The sequence below is a fragment of the Ruminiclostridium cellobioparum subsp. termitidis CT1112 genome (genome assembly GCF_000350485.1).
In the GTDB taxonomy this organism is placed as follows: Bacteria; Bacillota; Clostridia; order Acetivibrionales; family DSM-1351; genus Ruminiclostridium; species Ruminiclostridium termitidis.
Genome location: NZ_AORV01000010.1, coordinates 64,193 through 84,770, shown reverse-complemented (window position 1 = coordinate 84,770; position 20,578 = coordinate 64,193). Strand labels below are relative to the sequence as shown.

General features: G+C 40.0%; 14 protein-coding genes. 11 read left to right on the top strand and 3 right to left on the bottom strand.

All coding sequences use genetic code 11. The features are described 5' to 3' along the window. The first annotated feature begins 33 nt into the window (after positions 1 to 33). The 3 genes from murG to CTER_RS01860 all read left to right on the top strand — a co-directional run bounded on the left by murG (position 34) and on the right by CTER_RS01860 (position 4,412). Complete coding sequence (gene murG / locus CTER_RS01870; protein ID WP_004623245.1) at positions 34 to 1,131, top strand: undecaprenyldiphospho-muramoylpentapeptide beta-N-acetylglucosaminyltransferase; 1,098 nt, start codon at positions 34 to 36, stop codon at positions 1,129 to 1,131. A gap of 1,221 nt (positions 1,132 to 2,352) precedes the next feature. Further along, positions 2,353 to 3,738 (top strand): uracil permease, encoded by a 1,386-nt coding sequence (gene uraA, locus CTER_RS01865; protein WP_004623267.1) that lies wholly within the window; start codon positions 2,353 to 2,355, stop codon positions 3,736 to 3,738. 311 nt (positions 3,739 to 4,049) lie between these two features. Further along, positions 4,050 to 4,412 (top strand): hypothetical protein, encoded by a 363-nt coding sequence (locus CTER_RS01860; RefSeq protein ID WP_004623263.1) that lies wholly within the window; start codon positions 4,050 to 4,052, stop codon positions 4,410 to 4,412. 248 nt (positions 4,413 to 4,660) lie between these two features. Here the strand turns inward: CTER_RS01860 and CTER_RS01855 are convergent, their stop codons facing one another. Both CTER_RS01855 and CTER_RS01850 read right to left on the bottom strand, forming a co-directional pair. After that, entirely contained in the window at positions 4,661 to 5,662 is a 1,002-nt protein-coding gene (locus tag CTER_RS01855; protein WP_004623222.1) for a 3-oxoacyl-[acyl-carrier-protein] synthase III C-terminal domain-containing protein, read from the bottom strand. 174 nt (positions 5,663 to 5,836) lie between these two features. Beyond that, the gene (locus tag CTER_RS01850; RefSeq protein WP_004623237.1) at positions 5,837 to 7,027 is read right to left on the bottom strand and encodes an MGDG synthase family glycosyltransferase; all 1,191 of its coding nucleotides are present in this window, start codon (positions 7,025 to 7,027) and stop codon (positions 5,837 to 5,839) included. Between the two features lie 313 nt (positions 7,028 to 7,340). Here CTER_RS01850 and CTER_RS01845 point away from each other — a divergent pair, with 313 nt between their 5' ends. The 3 genes from CTER_RS01845 to CTER_RS28160 all read left to right on the top strand — a co-directional run bounded on the left by CTER_RS01845 (position 7,341) and on the right by CTER_RS28160 (position 11,875). Continuing rightward, positions 7,341 to 8,540: a D-alanyl-D-alanine carboxypeptidase family protein gene (locus CTER_RS01845; RefSeq protein WP_040760015.1), complete on the top strand. Its 1,200-nt coding sequence runs from the start codon at positions 7,341 to 7,343 to the stop codon at positions 8,538 to 8,540. A gap of 112 nt (positions 8,541 to 8,652) precedes the next feature. Further along, a complete protein-coding gene (locus CTER_RS01840) occupies positions 8,653 to 10,377 on the top strand; it encodes a B12-binding domain-containing radical SAM protein (protein ID WP_004623192.1) in 1,725 nt (574 codons plus the stop codon). 193 nt (positions 10,378 to 10,570) lie between these two features. Continuing rightward, a complete protein-coding gene (locus tag CTER_RS28160) occupies positions 10,571 to 11,875 on the top strand; it encodes an ATP-binding protein (protein WP_165585940.1) in 1,305 nt (434 codons plus the stop codon). Positions 11,876 to 11,989: 114 nt separating this feature from the next. On the opposite strand, the gene CTER_RS01830 is transcribed toward CTER_RS28160, so the two are convergent. Next, positions 11,990 to 12,844 (bottom strand): GNAT family N-acetyltransferase, encoded by an 855-nt coding sequence (locus tag CTER_RS01830; protein WP_004623243.1) that lies wholly within the window; start codon positions 12,842 to 12,844, stop codon positions 11,990 to 11,992. A 299-nt stretch (positions 12,845 to 13,143) separates the two neighbouring features. Here CTER_RS01830 and CTER_RS01825 point away from each other — a divergent pair, with 299 nt between their 5' ends. The 5 genes from CTER_RS01825 to CTER_RS01805 all read left to right on the top strand — a co-directional run bounded on the left by CTER_RS01825 (position 13,144) and on the right by CTER_RS01805 (position 20,573). Next, the gene (locus CTER_RS01825) at positions 13,144 to 15,078 is read left to right on the top strand and encodes a PrkA family serine protein kinase (protein ID WP_004623275.1); all 1,935 of its coding nucleotides are present in this window, start codon (positions 13,144 to 13,146) and stop codon (positions 15,076 to 15,078) included. Between the two features lie 107 nt (positions 15,079 to 15,185). Further along, positions 15,186 to 16,418, top strand: coding sequence for a sporulation protein YhbH (yhbH, locus tag CTER_RS01820; RefSeq protein WP_004623297.1), 1,233 nt, complete (start codon positions 15,186 to 15,188; stop codon positions 16,416 to 16,418). 42 nt (positions 16,419 to 16,460) lie between these two features. Beyond that, the gene (locus CTER_RS01815; RefSeq protein ID WP_004623250.1) at positions 16,461 to 17,849 is read left to right on the top strand and encodes a SpoVR family protein; all 1,389 of its coding nucleotides are present in this window, start codon (positions 16,461 to 16,463) and stop codon (positions 17,847 to 17,849) included. A 136-nt stretch (positions 17,850 to 17,985) separates the two neighbouring features. Then, positions 17,986 to 19,887, top strand: coding sequence for a molecular chaperone HtpG (gene htpG / locus CTER_RS01810; protein ID WP_004623253.1), 1,902 nt, complete (start codon positions 17,986 to 17,988; stop codon positions 19,885 to 19,887). A gap of 347 nt (positions 19,888 to 20,234) precedes the next feature. Beyond that, a complete protein-coding gene (locus CTER_RS01805; RefSeq protein ID WP_004623288.1) occupies positions 20,235 to 20,573 on the top strand; it encodes a hypothetical protein in 339 nt (112 codons plus the stop codon). Positions 20,574 to 20,578: the final 5 nt, after the last annotated feature.

Below are 20,578 nucleotides of genomic sequence, written 5' to 3'. Positions count from 1 at the left end.
TGACCTGCACATTATGGGGATATGGAGGTTAAAGTGAAGGTACTAATAGCAGGCGGTGGGACAGGAGGACATATAAATCCCGGACTTGCAATTGCAAAGTATATTCTTAAAAAGAATCCCACTGCGGAAATTACTTTTGTCGGAACAAAAAAGGGACTTGAAACCAAACTTGTGCCAAGGGAGGGTTTTACTCTTGAAACCATAACGGTGAGAGGTTTCAGGAGAAAACTTTCATTTGATACGGTATTGGCTGTAAAAGAACTTGCCCAGAGCTTTTTCCAGGCTTCGAGCCTTATAAAAAAAATAAAACCTGATGTTGTAATAGGTACCGGAGGTTATGTTTGCGGACCTGTTCTTTATGTTGCCGCTAAAAAGGGGATACCGACACTGATACATGAATCAAATGCATTCCCGGGAATTACAAACAGACTGTTGGAGAAGCATGTGAACTATGTAGCGGTCAGTTTTAAGGATGCGGAAAAATTCTTTAAAAATAAAAGCAAGCTTGTCCATACCGGAAATCCTGTAAGACAGGAGCTTTTGAACTCCAGCCGGCAGGCGGTATTAAAACAGCTGGACATAGTTGAGGGCAAACCTTTGATCGTAGCAATGGGCGGCAGCAGAGGCGCCAGGAAGATAAATGAAACCATTGCCGAGATGCTCAATACCTATTTCAAAGGTGAGTTTAATCTTATTTTTGCAACAGGTGAAGCTCAGTTTAATGATATTAATCTTTCCATATGCCTTGACGAAAAGTACAAGAAGATGGTAAAGGTGGTTCCGTATATATATGACGTTGCCAGGGTATACACTGCCAGCGACCTGATGATATGCCGCGCCGGAGCCATAACAATAAGCGAGCTGCAGACCATGGGAATCCCTTCAATACTTGTTCCGTCACCTTATGTGACTGCCAACCATCAGGAGCATAACGCCCGCTCACTGGAGAGAGACGGCGGCGCTGTTGTGATCCTTGAAAGCGAACTGAACGCAGACCTTTTATACAATAAGATTTGCAGCCTCATATCAAACAGGGACATATTGAGCAAAATGGCGGCTGATGCCACGAAAAACCGGATCACAGACTCAGTCGAGCAGATATATGCTCTGGTGGAAAAAATAATCAAATAATTACAAATTACAAAGTGGAAACACGGTTAAAAAATAACAGCATGAACAGTATGCGGAAATACTGTTCATGCTGCTATTTTTTAATGCCACAGTACTCCGGGCTTGACTTAAAGTCACGGGTATATAGATTGCTTTGCTAACGGTTGTTATCTATTTCAGCGGAAAGAGACATATTGGTACACAGGGACAACTTATGGAAATTTGAAATGCGGTAAAAAAGCTGTGTCAGATAAAACAAATGCAGTACATGTATCACTATGGAAAATATCGCGCGAGGTGCAACTTCAATAAATGGGAAGCTCCATTAAAAGTACGGGCTTAAATTGCAGGTGAAACACAAATGTTCTGCCACAGCACTCAAGGCTTATCCGTAAGTTTGCGGTCAGAAAAATCTCAGAATGTTTTTTTGTGCAGTATACTTTATAGACATATGGATTGCTTTGCTAACAGCTGTTATCTATTTCAACGTGAAGAGACATATTGGTACGCAGGGACAACTTATGGAAAATTGAAATGCGGTAAAAAAGCTGTATCAGATAAAACAAATGCAGTACATGTATCACCATGGAAAATATCGCACGAGGTGCAACTTCAATAAATGGGAAGCTCTATTAAAAGTACAGGCTGAAATTGTAGGTGAAACACAGGTGTTTTGGCTGGCAAATCGGCAGGAAGCCGATTTGAGCAGAACCCCGAGACCAGGATGTCGAGTGTTCTGCGACAGCAAAAACACCTGTGGTGAACCGTACAGATTTCAAGCCTGTACTTTGTGAGCAATCCATTTATTGAAATTGGAACGGGAGCGATATTACGATATTTTCAACATGTATTCAATTTTAATTGTATAAATACTCATATAACAGCTTTTTGTATAAAACAATTTTCATAAGTTGTCCGGAAGTACCATAAGTAAATTATTAGCTGAAATAATTATACATTCATTAACAAAGCTCCAAATATTTACATAAAGCAAAAAGCTAAAAAATTTTGGATATTTTGTAGACATTTGATGAATACTTATGATATACTTGTCTGCGGATAAAAAAACTTTTAAATTAGTCCAGAGAGGCTAGTAAGGTACATAGTACAAGTACGTAAGTACGAGTACAGGGATAAGTATGCCGTGATTGGATGAAACCCAACCTTGCTGCGCCTGAGAGGCAGTGAGGTTTTTTTATTTCCACCTTTGTTCTATCAAAAAAATAATAGGGGGATTTAACTATGAAGTATTCAAGACCCATAATCCAGGTTGAAGAAAAAGTTCCTTTTCTAAAGGCGCTTCCACTCAGTTTCCAGCATTTGTTCGCAATGTTCAGCGCATCAGTTCTGGTTCCGTTCTTATTTAACAGTTATGCAAAAGATCATTTTCTCAATTCATTAAAGTTAACCGTTGAACAATTAAATGCCGACCAATTGGCGCAGTACAACAGTATTCAGGTTATTGACCCGGCACTGGTTCTTTTGCTGAACGGTATAGGTACCTTGATTTACCTTTTAATCTGCAGGGGAAAAGCTCCTGCATTCCTGGGGTCAAGTTTTGCTTTCCTTTCACCCACGGCTTCAATAATACAAGCTTCATCAAATTATGCCGACAATTTTGCCAAAGCATTGGGCGGATATATTATTTGCGGAGCAATCTTTATAATAGTGGCATTTATTATAGGAAAGGTCGGTACCCGCTGGCTGGATATAGTCCTTCCTCCCGCTGCAATGGGACCTATAGTGGCACTCATCGGACTTGAGCTTTCGGGCACGGCTGCCGGCATGGCCAAGTTATTCCCAAATGCAGACGGCAGTTTTGATACAAAAGGTATTATCATATCATTGGTTACACTGGCAATATTAATAATAGGCAACTTGTGCTTCAGAGGCTTCCTGTCGGTTATACCAATATTGCTGGCAGTAATTGCAGGATATGGACTGTCTGCAATAATAGGGTATGTGGATTATACTGTAATCGGAACAAAAAGCTGGTTTAATATTCCGGAATTTGTCCTGCCGGCATTCGATGTAAAAGCCATGTTGATACTTGCTCCGGCAGCACTGGTTGTATTGTCCGAGCACATAGGACATCTGTTTGTAACAAGCAATATAGTAGGAAAAGATTTAACAAAAGATCCGGGACTTCACAGATCTTTGATGGGTGATGGTATTTCAACCATGCTGTCAGGTTTCTGCGGATCGTGTCCTACTACAACCTATGGTGAAAACATGGGAGTTATGGCCATTACAAGGGTTTACAGTGTATGGGTCATTGGCGGTGCGGGAGTCATCTCGATAATAATTGCTTTCTTCGGCAAACTTTCGGGCGTTATTTCAAGTATACCCGGACCTGTAATGGGCGGAGTAAGCTTACTGCTCTTCGGTACTATTGCTGCATCAGGTATAAGAATGATTGTTGAAGCCAAGATCGACTACAGTAAAGCGAAAAATCTGGTTCTCACAGCATTGGTTTTTGTTATAGGTATCAGCGGAATATCCATAAATCTTGGAGACGATGTTCAGCTTAAGGGAATGGTTCTTGCTACATTGGCTGGTATGGTGCTGAGCCTCATATTCTTCCTGCTTGAAAAGCTGAAGCTTACCAACGACACCGAAGAGGCTTGATAGGTAGCTGCTGAATAAAAAATAAATATCCTTTTTAAATTAAAGCTCCTCACACAAAAGCGTTATAAAACTGTTTTCATATGAGGAGCTTTTTGTTGCTTTTTAATTTCGTAATTTTGATACTCTTAAATAATGGCTTTTCAGAAATATATTATTTTGCAGGTAGCATTATTAAATAAAATTAATATTCTTTAAATAAAATTAATAAAATTACATAAATATACATAAAATTACTTGTATTTCTATTTTTTATATATTATAGTAATAGGTAATTTGCTTAATATTACAGTAATTTACAAGGAGGCGTACAGATGTTTAAAATGGAAATTGACAAGTTGAAGAAGGTTTTCTTTATTACAGCTGCCGGATTTTTTTCCATGCAGGAGGGGATGGACTTTATGGCCGAGTATCAGTCCAGGACCTCCATGTTTGATCCCAAGGAATATACTCTTATAGTTGATGGAAGGGAAGTCAAAGCGTCAGCTCAGGATGTGGCTGAACAATTGAAAAATATGATTTTATTATATATGAGTGTTCCTTTTAAAAAGAGAATTATCATACAGCAGCAATCAGCAGTTGTAGCCGGACAGACAAAACGCCTTGCAAGGGATATACCGGAGTTTGATACCATTATTTTTGCCGAAACGGTTGAGGAAGCCTATTCAAAGCTATAACTCATATTTACATAAATGAAACAATTAGAAATACAATACCAAAAGTATTGTAATAATACCCCCCACCCAAACTTCAATAAATGGATTGCTCACAGGTACATACCTGAAATTTATACAGCTCATCACAAGGTGTTGGCTGCAATTTCAGATCTGTATTTTATATAATAGAGCTTTCCATTTATTGAAGTTATACCGGCGCACTATGCTCATGGCAATTCAGGGAATACAGCTGTCTCCTTTTGAACAGATTACAATCTGTATAAAAGAGCGCATATGTTATATCCTGCGCCCACAGTGCAGAACACTACATAATCTCCGTAATCAATTGATTTGTTGATGAGTGCTTCATTGTATGCTATGATTGGGCTTGTGAGGCCGGTATAGCCATACTTGTTTCCTATGTATGTATACTTGTCCAGACCTACAGACATCAAATCAAGGGTTGTTTCTGCATCAGGTTTGGAAAATTGAGAGAAAAAGAACTGTTTAATATTGTATTTACTTATATTGCATCTTTCAAAAAGTACCTGCATCAAATCAACCCACTCTTTACAAATAAAGCTTGTATCGAATGGGTCCAGTCTTAATTTCTTATCCTCCATGTCTGTTTCATTGTCATAAAGCTTTGAAAAACCGCAGGCCGGAAATTGGAATGCATCTTTTACTACAGGGTCGGTTTTAAAGTTTGTATCAATAAAGCCTCTTTTATACGGCTCCTCAACTCTTTCAAGTATGACTGCCGCTGCTGCATCGGCCATATTTGAATAACATACGGGATCGCTTTTACTGGAAATGAAGCTCCCTAAAAAACTACCTACGACGAGAGCCTTATTGAGCCTTGTATTACTTTGCAGCAGGCGGCTTGCAACATCAATTGCAGAGAGCATGCCTATACAATTTGAATTTAAATCAAATATCTGGTGAGCATTAACCGTATTTAATCTGTCATGGAGGAGCAATGCGTTGGAGGGGATTAATTTTTCAGGACTATCGGTTCCAAATATGATTATGTCAATTTCTTCTGGTTGAACATTTGATGTCAGAAGTGCTTTTAAAGAAGCCTGGTAAGCCATGGTTACCGCATTTTCATTCTTTGCGTCAGCTATGCATCTGGTATTTCTCCCCAGATGTTCTATAAGACCCGATACATCAATTCCCATACTTTTAAAATGTTTAATATAGTAGGAATTGCTTGTCTTTGTGGCTGGATGATATGTTCCTACACCCTTAAAAACTATGTTTTGATACAATCTAACCACCCCTTTTTTTAAGTGTATTATTAGATTATAATAGGAATTATGTAAAATTACAACATATTAATTTAAATCTTACATAATTAGCAGTTAGTTGTAATAGTTGATCGGAAATATAAAAAACCTCATTCCAACCGGAATGAGGCTAATGGATTTATTAAATTGAAAATACTATGAACTCCTGCGGGATTGGAGCTTCAATTTCAGAAAGCGTCTTCTGCGGCGCATTTCGGAAGGAAAGATAAAAACTTCACTTCTGATAAGCCCAAGACAGGTTTCAACGATCTTTTTGGCGGAATCATGGTCAAAATATTCACGCTGAGCCTGTTTAATCTCATTTAAGCCTTTTGCATTGTCTGCCAGAAGATCAGAAACTACCGATGAGAGGTTTGACAACTCTTCACAGAAAATTCCCAGTTTATTGTTAACGGCAAAATCGGGATTTTCCTGTTCCTGTCCGGGCAGGGCTCCTGTTATTATCAGAGGCACATTGCAGGCAATAGCTTCCATCATTACATTAGGGCTGCCCCGGGTAAAGGCTATATCGGATTTTAACATATAGTCCTGAATATTTGTTACATATCCATGGACTTCAACCCTTCCGGGATACTGAAGTGAAAGGGTTCTTTCCAGTTTTTCCTTCATGGCTTCATTTCTTCCGGCAATAATTTGTACATTACAGTTGAAATTATCCAATAAGAGTTTTGATACCGCACTCATATCTCCAGAACCTTCACCCCCGCTCATGATCAGGCAGTCAAGAGGCCTGTCAAGGCTGTAGTCAGGTTTTTGCCCCCCCTGGGAGATATGTTGTGTAAATCTTGACCTCACAGGAAATCCTATTACTCTTATTGAGGACTCAGGCACTCCAAAGCCAATACACCTTTCCCTTGCCTCCTCAGTAGGGCAGATTATACAGTCTGCACGCTTGTCGGCCCACAAGGGTGATATGCTTACCAGATCAGCTACGAAAATTGCAAAAGGAATATTTATCTTGTACTCTCTGAGAATATTCAGAATCGGTGAATTAAAAATGGGATGAACTGAAAGAATTAAGTCCGGTTTAAGCTTCCTGAGCATTTTTATGAAGTTTTCACGGATGGTCAATTCTGTAAATTCATGTATAAACGTTGGATTTCTTTTGGATATTTTCCAGGCTAATTTCCAGAGTTCTTTTGCGTTTCTTGTAACCAAACCATAGGATTTGCCTACTTTAACCCACATATTTCCGCCCAGGTCAAATCCATCTATAATATTAACATTTACATCGTCATACTGATTGAATTGTTCCAATAGTGATTCACTAATACTCTTATGACCATGACCGGTGTAATCTGATGAAATTATTACAACATTTTTCATGTTTTTTCCTTAGCCTCCAAGATTGTTAACTAATTTAACGGCACTATCATTCCATATATATAATAATACAACATTTGGGTTAAATGATAGGGATTAAAGTGTTAATTCTAAAAATTTTTTTAATTTTGTTTCTGTTTATTTTACGAGCAATAAGATTAAATGTTTGATTTTATTTTTTATAATTTTAATATTGTTTAATCGTTATAAACCAATCTTTGTTTTCATATATTATAACGCTTGAGTTTTGTACCTTTTTTAGGAAAATGCGACCGGAATGTTTAATTCATATTGGAAAGCTGGGGATGTGAGGCTGTTGAGAAAAACTTTAAGAGCGGTATTGAGTATTATAATTATTTTATCCTGCTTATTGTGTAATTTTGAGGTTTGGGCTGATGATACCAATGAAGATGAACCAATAAGGGATTTTAACGGCAGCGGCAGTATTGAGACAACGGGGAACAAGCTGCCCAGGGTATCGGCAGAATCGGCAATTGTCCTGGATATGGCCACTGGAAGGGTATTGTATGAAAAGAACGCCTATACCAGACATTCCATAGCCAGTACCACCAAAATCATGACGGCCATAGTTGCTCTTGAAAACGGCAACGATGAGGAGGATGTGGTAATAAGCAAAAGAGCGGCGGCAATCGGCGGGTCAACGGTCAATCTCAAGGAAGGGAAGACCTATAAGTTCAAGGATCTGATGTATGCGATGATGCTGAGATCCGGAAATGATGCTGCCATAGCCATAGCGGAGCATATAGGAGGCTCTGTTGAACTTTTTGCAGAAATGATGAATAGAAAAGCGGCTGAAATCGGGGCTACAAATACCAATTTCGTCACTCCCCACGGGCTTGATGATCCACAGCATTACTCAACTCCATACGATCTGGCGCTTATAACCCAATATGCCTTAAGAAACGAAAAGTTCTGCGAAATTGTGGGTACTAAAAATTCAGTTTTTCAGGGGAGCAATATTTCCAATACAAATGAGATGCTGGGATTATATCCGGGGGCCGATGGAGTCAAGACGGGATATACAGGGCAGGCCGGCAGATGTCTGGTTACCTCGGTTACAAAAAACAACTGGAGAATAATATCCATAGTCCTTGGCTGCCCCACAAGAACTGTCAGAGCACAGAGCAGCAAGATACTCCTGGATTATGCCTTTGAAAATTTCAAAAACTATGAGTATATTAAAAAAGGTCAGCCGCTGCAGCAGCTTGATGTACATAAGGGTGTGCTGGACAAAGTTCCCATATATTCCGACTCTGATATAACCCTGCCTCTTAAGCAGGAGGAAGTGGATAAGGTTAAAATTATTTACAATCTTCCCGAAGTCATAGAAGCGCCTTTAAAAAGCGGCATGAAAATCGGAACTGCCAATTACGTCCTGGACGGCAAGCTTCTGGCCACAACTGATCTGAAAAATCTTGAGACAGTGGGGAGAAAGGATTTTTACTTTTATTTTGACTCAATATTCAAAACCTGGGCCAGACTTGTACATAACTGATAAAGATGGCATAATATTAGGATAGTGACGTACCCTGCCATAGCCCTGCAGCGGGCGGAGGCTCACTTCTTGAATTTAAAAATTATAAACGGGAAAGGCTGTATGAACTGAAATGAAAATAGTACTGGTTGGTATTAATTCAAAGTATATACATACCTGCCTGGCGGTATGGTATTTGAAAGCCAGCTTAAAAAACCCCGGGGAGACAGTTGTCAGAGAATTTACCATTAATGACAATAAAGACGGCATACTGGCTGAAATTTATAAGGAAAAGCCGGATGTACTGGCCTTTTCCTGTTATATTTGGAATTATGAAATAGTAAAGCTGCTTATACGCGAAATCAGGAAGCTTTTACCGGAATGTTTTATAATTCTTGGGGGACCGGAGGTCTCATATACTGCCGCCGCGGTTATAAAAGAGAATGATCCCGTTGATTTTGTATTGTGCGGAGAGGGGGAAGAGGTATTTCCCGTCCTGACCGAAGCAATTCAAAACGGGTCTGAAGCATATAAAATGCTGAAGGGCATTGCGTACAGAGAAAACGGGGAGATCATATACAGAGAGGGCTTTAATCTTATTCCGCAATTGGACAGGCTCAATTCTCCATATACCGATGCCCTGCTGGAGTCGGCTGAAAATAGAATCATATATTATGAATCCTCAAGGGGCTGTCCGTTTAACTGTTCCTACTGTATTTCCTCAACTTTTAACGGTGTCAGATTTTTTTCTTTTGAAAGAGTAAAAACTGAGTTGGAGAAGCTTTTAAAGTTTGGGCCCAAACTGATCAAATTTGTTGACAGGACCTTTAACTGCAATAAAAAAAGGGCCAGGGAGATATTGGAATATATCATTTCTCTGGAGTGCGGTACAGTGTTTCATTTCGAAGCGGCAGCAGACCTGTTTGATGAAGATATGCTGGAATTGCTGGGCCGTGCCCCCCAGGGAAGAATTCAGCTTGAAATCGGACTGCAGACCACGAATACCGGAACACTTGCAGAGATTGACCGCGTGACCGATCTGGGCAGGTTGAAAAGCAATGTCGTAAGAATTCTCAGCAATTCAAATATTCATGTACATCTGGATCTTATTGCAGGCCTGCCCTTTGAAGATATTATTTCCTTCAGAGGGTCTTTCAACGATGTATATGGCATGAAGCCCCATCAGCTTCAACTTGGTTTCCTCAAGATGCTAAAGGGTGCACGGGTGAGAAATGAAGCTGAAAAGCACGGTTACAGCTATAGAGATTTTGCCCCTTATGAAATACTTGAAAACAAATATATAAAATATCAGGATATTCTGGTTTTAAAGGATGTGGAGGAAACTGTTGAGAGGTATTACAATTCAGGCAGGTTTCAAAAGTCCTTGCTGCTGCTGGAGAAAATCTACTCGGGGGATTATTTTGAATTATACCGGGCATTGTCTGTCTATTGCAGGAAAAATGCATATCTGGACAGGCCCATAGCTTACCGTGAAAACATAGCCGTACTGTCCGGCTTTGTAAAGGCCGACTTGGCAGGGAGAGTTGATATGGAAGAGTTCCGTCAGGCTATGGTGTTTGATTTCCTGAGCTCAGACAGTTCCTGTGCTATTCCTGATTCCATCAGGGCCGACAGGGATTTCCTGCCTGCAGGCAGGATCCATGAAATGCTGAGAAGTGAGGATTTTATTAAGGAGCACCTTCCTGATTTTTTATATATTCCTGCAAAGAACATTTTAAAGAAAGTATTTTTTGTTTCACTTGATTTAATAGCAAATTCACAGGAAATCCTTATTTTTGATTATACACAAAAGGATGCGGTAAATGGGAAATACAAGAATATCATCATAAAAGAGTAGGCTGTTCTCTTCTGCAAAGGCAATAAATAGGCCGTACTCCCAATTATTTTTTGTGCCTGTGTAATTGGTTTTAAGTAAACTGATCTATATGACGATTAAAAATTAAAGTAAATTTTTTGAAGAAATAAAGGAATTATGTAACTTGAGTCGAATAGTGTCAGTGCGCAAAATCTGTTTAAAGGGAGTGAACAAGTTGTACATAGAGAATACCGCTAATGTTTCGGAAAGAGAAATGATTAGAGAATGGAATATGTTAAAAGAGGCAATTGACCATGAACCAGCTCTTAGATCAATTACAATTAAAGCATGGGACAGATGTAAGAAACATAATGTTGACCCTGAAAAACTGAAGTTTGTTTATTTAGAGGACGGAGAACTGAAAAAGAAGCTTATCGGTCTTGATTTTTTAGTGCAGACAGCAAAGTCTTACCTTGAGTATCTTTCACTCAGCCTGACAGGTATTCCTCACGTTGTGGCTCTGCTTGACAGTGAGGGGTGGGTCCTTGATATCAAAGGACCGGTAGAGGATTTCGGAGGAAAGAAAAGCGGTCAATGTGCCGGGGCATGCTGGAAGGAAGAGTATATAGGCAACAATGGCGGAGGCACTTGTCTATTGGAAGACGAATCTGTTTTTATATACGGTATGGAACATTATGGTAACATATATAAACCTTTCTCATGTCTTGGAGTTCCTATTCATAAGGACAATAAGCTCATTGGAGCAATAAGTATCGCGGTTTTGAACGAATATGCCCATCCGGCAAGGCTTACCATAGCAATGGCCTGCGTGGATGCCATAGAAAAGGAAATAGCCGGTATTCCCTCAAAGCCAAAGACGACAAAGGGAATCGGAAAATCCATTGCTACCGCTGAACTGATGGCAACAGCCGTTCATGATTTAAAAAATCCACTTGCAAGTATCAGGGGACTTGCCCAATTGGGTACACTTACCTCAACCTCAAAAAAGGAGCATGGATACTTTGACAGGATAATAAAACAGGTCGATGCACTGCACAGGTCAGTGGTTGATTTGCAGAACATTTTCAAGCCCGAGGCCAGAGTTGAACTTCAGCCTGCGGAAATAATCAGGCAGGTAATCGAGGAGATACAGCCTGACTGTGAAATGAATAACATTAAGCTTTCCTTCATTAATTGCTTCGGCGGAAAATTAAAAATCCACCATAAAGTTTTTAAAAGAGCTCTTGAAAATCTGGTCAAGAATGCCGTGCAGGTCATTACCCGCGACGGAAAAATAGAGATTGAAATAAGTGATCAAAACAACGATGTGCTTATTTCGGTAAACGATAACGGACCCGGTATTCCGGATGAAATCAAGGAAAAACTTTTTCAGCCCTTTGTTTATCACAGGAAGGACGGGACGGGACTGGGCCTTTTCATGGTTTATCACGCCATAACTGAAGTACATGACGGTGAAATATGGTTTGAAAGTACGGCCGGCAAAGGTACTACTTTTTATATAAAACTTCCGAAAGATTGATAGAGCTTTAAATTGCAGGAAACTGCCCGGATATTTCAGAATATGATATCCTGGCAGTTTTAATTCATTATCAATAAGGCAGCCGGCAGCCGGGGTATATATCACACTGTCAGACTATAGTGTCAGCAGCATTTCATATTGGCTTACACTGTTGGTGAAGCCCAGGGACAGCAGGAAATTCACTGTCGAAGCCGCGGCAGTGTCAACATTTAAGACTGATATCCGGCCGGCTTCGGTGCGGTTTGAAAGATCCCATACAATGCTTCTGCCTATGCCCCGGCGTCTGAACGTTTTGTCTACGGCAATCTGCACCAGATCTCCCGATTTCTTATCAATGATTCCATAGCCCACAGTTTTGTTTTCAATTTTTACAAGCGAATAAAAGAAGGATTCACTTACGGCATTGACCGAAGCAATGGAGTTCTGCCAGGAGGGATGAAAGTCCCAGAAGCTTTTCAGCTGTTCCCAGCAGCCGGTCGCAATTATATTTACATGCTCCGAGTTATATGTACCTGCGGCAGTACAGCCTGTTCTGTCAAGACTGAAGCAGGCAAAGTCCCGGACAATCTCAAACCCCTGTTTTTTATATAAGTTAAATGCCGGTGTATTGGATTGAATGACTTCCAGCAAATACTGCTCTACATTTTTTGATTTCAGCAAATCCTTCAAGGTTGCCAGCATTGTGCTTGTAATTCCCTGTTTCCTGAACTCAGGAATTACCCCTGTTCCCAGATCGTACACGGCAGGCTTGCTGTTCCAGGACCTAAAACCGTTTAAAATGAAGCCGGTCAAAATATTATCCTGAAAAGCACCCAATGAAATATCCGGAACAAAACCCCTTCTTTTCAGCATAGTCTCAAACTTCCGCAAGGGTAAATCCATTTTTACCTGATAATCTGAAAAAGCGTTGACAAATGCTTCATGAATTACAGTAACAGCTACATCATCAAGAGTTTTATATATAAACATGTTATCAGTCGCTCCAGTCCGGTGTATTAATCTTGTTCTGCCAGCTCTATAAATAATTTATTGGCAAATTTTCGGATTCATAAATACTATATATGGAATAGGTAAAAAATACAATCCTGCGCTTCAAAAAGTACAAAACTAAAACACATAAAAGTACTTATTCAATAATATTTTTCCAATACTCACATATATTTTAAAATGAGATATTTTATCAGGAACAAATTTCAAAACTATTGATTATAATGGCAGTAAAACTGTTTGTTCCTTCAAATCTACCAGGTAAAAAGGGAGGTTTCCAGATGACCACACCGGAGTTTGACTTCAAAGCAATGATTCAAAAGGACAGGGATGATAGGGTAAAAAGGGTATTTGAAAGCACATTTCTTGAATATCTTCAGTTGGTAAAATCAAATCCTGAGGTGGCTGTTCTTGCTCATCAGAGGTTGTACGATCTTATAGTAGCAAAGGGGATGGAGGTCGTTCGAACAGATGAGAATCCAAGATTGAGAAGAATATACGGAAATGACATAATCAAAAAGTATGCTTTTTTTGAAGAGGATTTTTTCGGTATCGATAAAACTATTATGAAGATAGTCAGGTATTTTCATTCGGCTGCCATGGCCGGTGAAGAGTCACGGCAGGTGTTATATCTTGTGGGTCCTGTAGGTGCGGGTAAATCCTCGCTGATGGAAGCATTAAAAAAGTCACTTGAAGTGGCTGCACCTGTCTATGCTTTAAAAGGCTGTCCGATGAGAGAAGAACCGCTCCACCTTGTACCCAAACATCTCAGAAAAGAATTTGAGGAGACACTTGGCGTTAAAATAGAGGGAGATTTGTGTCCCGTGTGCAGATACAGGCTGAAAAACGAATACGCAGGAGAATATGAGAGATTTCCCGTGGAATCGGTGGGCTTTTCAATACGCTCCAGAAAAGGTATTGGTGTGGTTCCTCCTGTGGACCCCAACAACCAGGACTCTTCCATACTTACCGGAAGTGTTGATATTTCAAAAATCGACCTCTATCCGGAGGATGATCCCAGGGTACTGTCCCTCAATGGAGCTTTTAATGCGGGTAACCGCGGTATTGTCGAATTTATTGAGGTTTTTAAAAACGAAACGGAATATCTGCATACCATGATAACCGCCACTCAGGAAAAATCCATACCATCGCCGGGAAAGGGCGCCATGATCTACTTTGACGGAGTAATTGTGGCCCATTCAAACGAAGCCGAGTGGAACAAATTCAAATCAGATCACACAAATGAAGCCATATTGGACAGAATAGTGAGGATAGAAGTTCCATATTGTCTGGAATTAAACGAAGAGATTAAAATTTATGAAAAGATGCTGTCAAAAAGTAAATTCAGAGCCCATATTGCACCGCATACCATAGAGATTGCATCAATGTTTGCAATTCTAACAAGACTTAGCCCGTCAAACAAGGTTGATCCCATGACCAAATTAAAGATATATAACGGAGAAGAAATTCTCGAAAAGGGCATGACCAGAAAGATAGACATATTCGAGCTGCGTGAAGAAGCTCCCCGGGAAGGCATGACAGGTATTTCAACAAGATTTATAATGAAAGCCCTGGATACTGCCTTATCAGAATCTGAAAATGATTGTATAAATCCTATTGCCGTAATGGAATCCCTGATAAAGTCTGTCAAGGAGCTGGGCATAGGAGATGATGAAAAGGAAAGATATTTAAGATTGATATACGATACAGTAAAGAAAGAATACAATAAGATACTTGAAAAGGAAGTAACCAAGGCCTTTATACACGGCTACAGAGAACAGGCCGAAAGCCTGTTTAACAATTACCTGGATCATGCCGAGGCCTTTGTAAATAAGACCAAAATAAAGGATAAGAATACCGGAGAGGAACTGGAACCTGATGAGAAATTCATGAGATCCATCGAGGAGCAGATTGGAATATCCGATACGGCAGTAAAAGGTTTCCGGTCCGATGTAACCGCCTATATGTTTTTTGTCATGAGGAACGGAGGGAGTCTTGATTACACCAGCTATGAACCTTTAAAGGATGCAATAGAAAAGAAGCTTACAACTTCTGTAAGAGATCTCAGCAGGATTATTACCCAGGCAAAAGTGAGAGACAAGGAACAAACCCAGAAATATAATACCATGGTTGAAGAGATGAAAAAGAACGGTTACTGTGACCATTGCTGCAACGTAATTCTGAAATATGCTGCCAATAACCTTTGGAAGGATTAACCTCTTCTATTCGCCTTACAGCGGCAGAGGAGTAAGCAAATTTCATTATTATTTTGTGGCCGCTATGCGGTTCAAAGCCATAACATGGCTCATGGAGGTTAGTATATATGGCTATATTCAGAGAAAACGGCAGCGGCGGTCGTGACAGATCTGCGGAAGACCGTCGGCGGCACAGGGAATTGGTAGAGGAGTCCATAAAAAAGAATCTCGGCAATATCATAGCCGAAGAGAGCATTATCGGAAAGAGCCGGGATAAGAAAATAAAAATACCCATAAGGGGTATTAAGGAATTTCAATTTGTTTATGGAAGAAATAAACCTGGTGTAGGCTCGGGCGACGGAAATGAAAAAAGAGGCGATAAATTTGCGGGGGAGGCCCAGAGCGGAACCGGCAAAGGAAGAGCAGGAAATCAGGAAGGCGAAGAAATATATGAAACTGAAATCACAATCGAAGAGGTAATAAGATACCTCTTCGATGATTTAAACCTGCCCGATATAGATAAGAAGCAATTGTCCCAGCTGGAGGAAAAAAGCTACAGAAAGCTTGGCTACCAGCAGAGGGGTATTCCTCCCAGGCTTGCAAAAAAGCGCTCGGTAGTGGAAAAAATCAAGCGGAAGCAGGCCACCAAGCGTACCTTGAACGAGCTTGATCAGGAAAAGGCCCAAAAATATGATGAGGATTTTGAAGACAGTTCTGAGATTCATATAAATAATAATATTCAGTTAAATGGCCTGCAAAAAAACAGGTTTCCTTTTATAGAAGACGATCTGAGGTATTACAGGATAAAGGAAGATAATAAAAGGGACTATAATGCGGTTGTATTGTGTATTATGGATGTATCGGGCTCGATGGACCAGACAAAGAAATATCTCGCAAGAAGTTTTTACTTTTTGCTCTACCAGTTCTTACAGCTCAAATATACCAATGTGGAAGTTGTATTTATAGCCCATACAACCACTGCAAAAGAGGTTAACGAAAAGGAGTTTTTTCACAGAGGCGAATCGGGAGGTACATACATCAGCAGCGGATATGAAAAGGCGCTTGAGATAATAAATGAAAGGTACAGTCCGTCAAACTGGAATATTTATGCCTTTCATTGCAGTGATGGGGATAATTGGTCGGAAGATAACAAAAAAGCGGTGGACAGCGCAAGAAAACTATGCGAGGTATGCAACCTATTCGGCTATGGAGAAATCGTGCCGGGCTATTACAGTATGGGAAGCACCATTAAATCCGAACTTCAGAGCAAGATAGACAGTGAGAATTTTGCAGCAATAACCATAAATAAGAAAGAGGATGTCCTTCCTGCATTAAAAAAACTTCTGGAGAAGGGCGAATAGCGTATATGTTGTCCATGCAATGTTATGGATATGGGAGGTCTTATGGCGGATTTTAGCATAGCTGATTTGGAATATTGGAATGAGCGGATAGAGCCGATTGCAAAGGAATGCGGCCTGGATTATTATAACCAGGAATTTGAGATAATAGATTATGAGGACATGATAGGCTATGAATCCTATGTGGGTATGCCGTCACACTACCCGCACTGGAGCTACGGCAAGTCGTATGAGAGGATTAAAACGCTGCATAAATACAATCTTACCGGCCTGCCCTATGAAATGGTTATAAACTCAAATCCGTGCCTTGCCTATCTGATGAAAGACAACTCCCTCCTGCTTCAGGTCCTGACAATAGCCCATGTATATGCCCATAATGATTTTTTCAAAAATAACAGGCTGTTTAAATTGGGAACCAAGGCGGAGTATACCGTTGAGATGTTTAAAAATCATGCAAACCGTATAAGGGAGTATATTTCTGACCCTAGCATAGGTTATGCAAGGGTTGAAAAGATATTAAATGCCGCCCACGCGGTAAAACTTCAGACCGAGAGGATCGTGGAGTTCCGGAACAGGCCGGATAATACAGGAAAAGACGTATCTGCTCTGACTGAGCACAATAAGGACTTTCCTTATCTGGAACGATACACTCAACAAAACTCAGAGGAACTTAAGCAGTTTGTTCAGCAGGAAATAAAAATACCTGAAAAGCCTGAGGAAGATATTCTGAAATTCATAATCGAATACGGGAGGATGCAGGACTGGGAAAAGGATATCCTGGCCATAGTAAGGGAGGAGGCCCTGTATTTTCTGCCCCAGATAGAGACAAAGATAATGAACGAAGGCTGGGCCAGCTATTGGCATTTTAACATTATGAACAAGCTGGAACTTCCACAGAACATGCATATGGAATTCCTGAAAAGGCACAACGAAGTGATCCGTCCTTTGAAATCAAGTATAAATCCTTATTACATAGGTTTTAAAATATTTGAAAACCTTGATGAGAAATACGGCAGGGAAAAGATTTTTGAAATAAGGGAGACTGAAAGAGACCAATCCTTTATCAGAAGATATCTCACACAGGAATTATGCGGTGAAATGAACCTGTTTGAATACGTCTCGGCAGGAAACGATTATATGGTATCCGAAGTATCCGATGACGAAGGCTGGAAAATTGTCAGGGATACGCTTTGCAATACGGTGGGAATCGGCAGTATTCCTTCCATAAGAGTTGAAGAGTGGAACCAGAAGGATAATACACTTGTGCTGACACATGAGTACGATGACAGGGAGCTGGAATTAAGCTATGCCTATGAGACCCTTAAGCACCTTGTGGATTTGTGGAACGGAAAAATCCTGCTTGTGACCCAGCTTGAAGGCAAGAAAAAGAATATATCCTGTGACGAGCAGAAGAGAATATCCTTATACGGTTAATTTAACTCGTTGTGCCAGTTTAACAATATAATGCTTTATTAGCACTCTTGCTAATTGAGTGCTAAAAAGTACTTGAAAGTTTGCTGCAATAGAGGTATATTATTATTGTTGAAAATTTTCAAGCGGAGGTAGATTTATGAAACACGAAAGCGGAAGTATTTCAATTAATACCGAAAACATTTTTCCAATAATAAAAAAATGGCTATATTCTGAAAAGGATATATTTATCAGAGAGCTTGTTTCAAATGCAAGCGATGCAATCAGTAAACTCAAGAAGCTTGACGCCATCGGCGAAGCTGACCTGCCCGATGACAACAGGTTTGAAATCAAGGTCATCGTAAACAAAAATGAAAAAACCATAAAAGTCATCGACAATGGTCTTGGTATGACTGATGAGGAAGTTAAAAAGTACATCAATCAGATTGCTTTTTCAGGAGCAGTCGATTTCCTTGAGAAGTACAAGGACAAGTCTGATGACGGACAAATAATAGGCCATTTCGGATTGGGCTTCTATTCAGCCTTCATGGTTTCAGAGAGAGTGCAGATCGATACCTTGTCCTACCAGCCCGGAGCTGCGGCTGTCAGATGGATAAGTGACGGAGGTACTGAGTTTGAAATGCAGGACTCAGACATAGCGGAGAGAGGGACCACAATTACTCTTTACCTGGCTGAGGACGGGCTTGAGTTTACCGACGAATATAAAATGAGGACAACCCTTGAGAAGTATTTTGCTTTTCTTCCATATGAACTGTACCTCGAGGATGCTGTCAAAGTTCCTGAAAAAGCTGATGAGGCCAAGAGTGAAGAGCAGGAGGCTGCCTCTGAAAATGCAGAGCCCAAAAAGCCAGAACCCTTAAATGATACCCAACCACTGTGGCTGAAAAATCCAAAGGACTGTACAGAAGAGGAATACAAGCAGTTCTATACCAAGGTATTCCACGACTTCAACGAACCTTTGTTCTGGATTCATTTGAACATGGACTATCCCTTTAACCTCAAAGGCATACTTTATTTCCCCAAGCTCAAACATGAATTTGAGACAATGGAAGGCCAGATCAAGCTCTACTACAACCAGGTATTTGTAGCCGACAACATCAAGGAAGTCATTCCGGAATTCCTGCTGATGTTAAAGGGTGTACTTGACTGTCCTGATCTGCCGTTGAACGTATCCAGGAGCTTCCTGCAGAATGACGGCTATGTAAACAAGATATCCACCCATATCACAAAGAAGGTTGCCGACAAGCTGACTTCCCTCTTTGAAAATGAAAGGGAAAATTACAATAAATACTGGGATGATATCAATCCCTTTGTCAAATACGGCTGTATAAGAGAAGAAAAATTTTATGACAGGGTCAAGGACATTCTCATTTACAAGTCAACAAAGGGCGGGTATACGACCTTAAAAGATTACCTTGAAAACAACAAGGAAAAGCACGAAAACAAGGTGTTCTACGTTTCAAATGAAAAACAGCAGGCTCAGTATATCAGACTGTTTAACGAAAACGGAATGGAAGCGGTCATACTTTCCACAATGATTGATAACCATTTCATGCAGCTGTTGGAGAGCAAAATGACAGGTGTGCGCTTCAACAGAATAGATGCTGACATATCCGACAGTATGAAGAACGACAATACAGGAATTGCTGAAGCTGACATATCATATCTGGAAAAGCTGTTCAAGGCCGCAGTTGATGATGATAAGCTGAAGGTGCAGGTTGAGTCGCTGAAAAATGAAACCGTTCCGGCAATGATTCTCCTGTCAGAGCAATCAAGAAGAATGCAGGAGATGAGTGCAATGTTCGGCGGTATGGATATGAGCCATATGTTCCCGAAAGAGCAGACACTTGTACTGAATTCCTCAAATAAACTTGTAAAGGCCTTGACCGATATGAAAGAGGATGAAACCAGGAAAGATCAAGTCAAACTTATCAGTGAACATATCTATGACCTAGCTATGATGAGTCATCAGCCCCTTGAACCAGATGCAATGGCAAAATTCATAGAAAGAAGCAATGAGATTTTGATGAAGCTGGTATAAGTAATATCGGATTTAACAGTCATTTAAATACAAGGTAAAGTTATTCCAGTAAAAGAGGCTGCTTAACAACGGTCTCTTTTTTGGTTCTGCAATGTTAATAAAAAAGTGGAAGGCTCTGATAAAAACTTACCTCACTTGTTTACAGAAAGTTCATCATTTATAAATGGTTTATTAACAAAGTTATACTAATATATAAATATAAACTTTTTCATAATTTGTTTCTCCTTTAAAACCCTTTTTTCAGCCCCGTAAATTACGGGGCTTTAGCATTGGCCAAATATTTGTAACATTCCGCAAATAAAATTCATTTAATATTATAGCTGAAAAATTACAGGAGTATAAAGGATATGTTTCTAAACAGCTATATTGGTGAAAATATATTTTTGTGCCTGAGAAAAATAGCCGAGCAGAATACGGTTTTAAACTATTTCTATGATGTTAACAACATAATCTTTGCCAAATTGATGGATGTTGATGAAATAGGCATCTGGCTGGAAGGGTCAGGAACCATGACAAAAATCATGGATGACAACGGTAAAGAGATCCCAAAGGAAAAACAGATATCCGAAAAAAGGTCTACAAGCATACTTGTAAGGTGGGAATACATCGATGATATATATGTTCTGAATCCAGGTGAAAAGAAGACTAAACTCATGGGCTTCAGATTTGATCCTACAAGAGAATAAAGAAA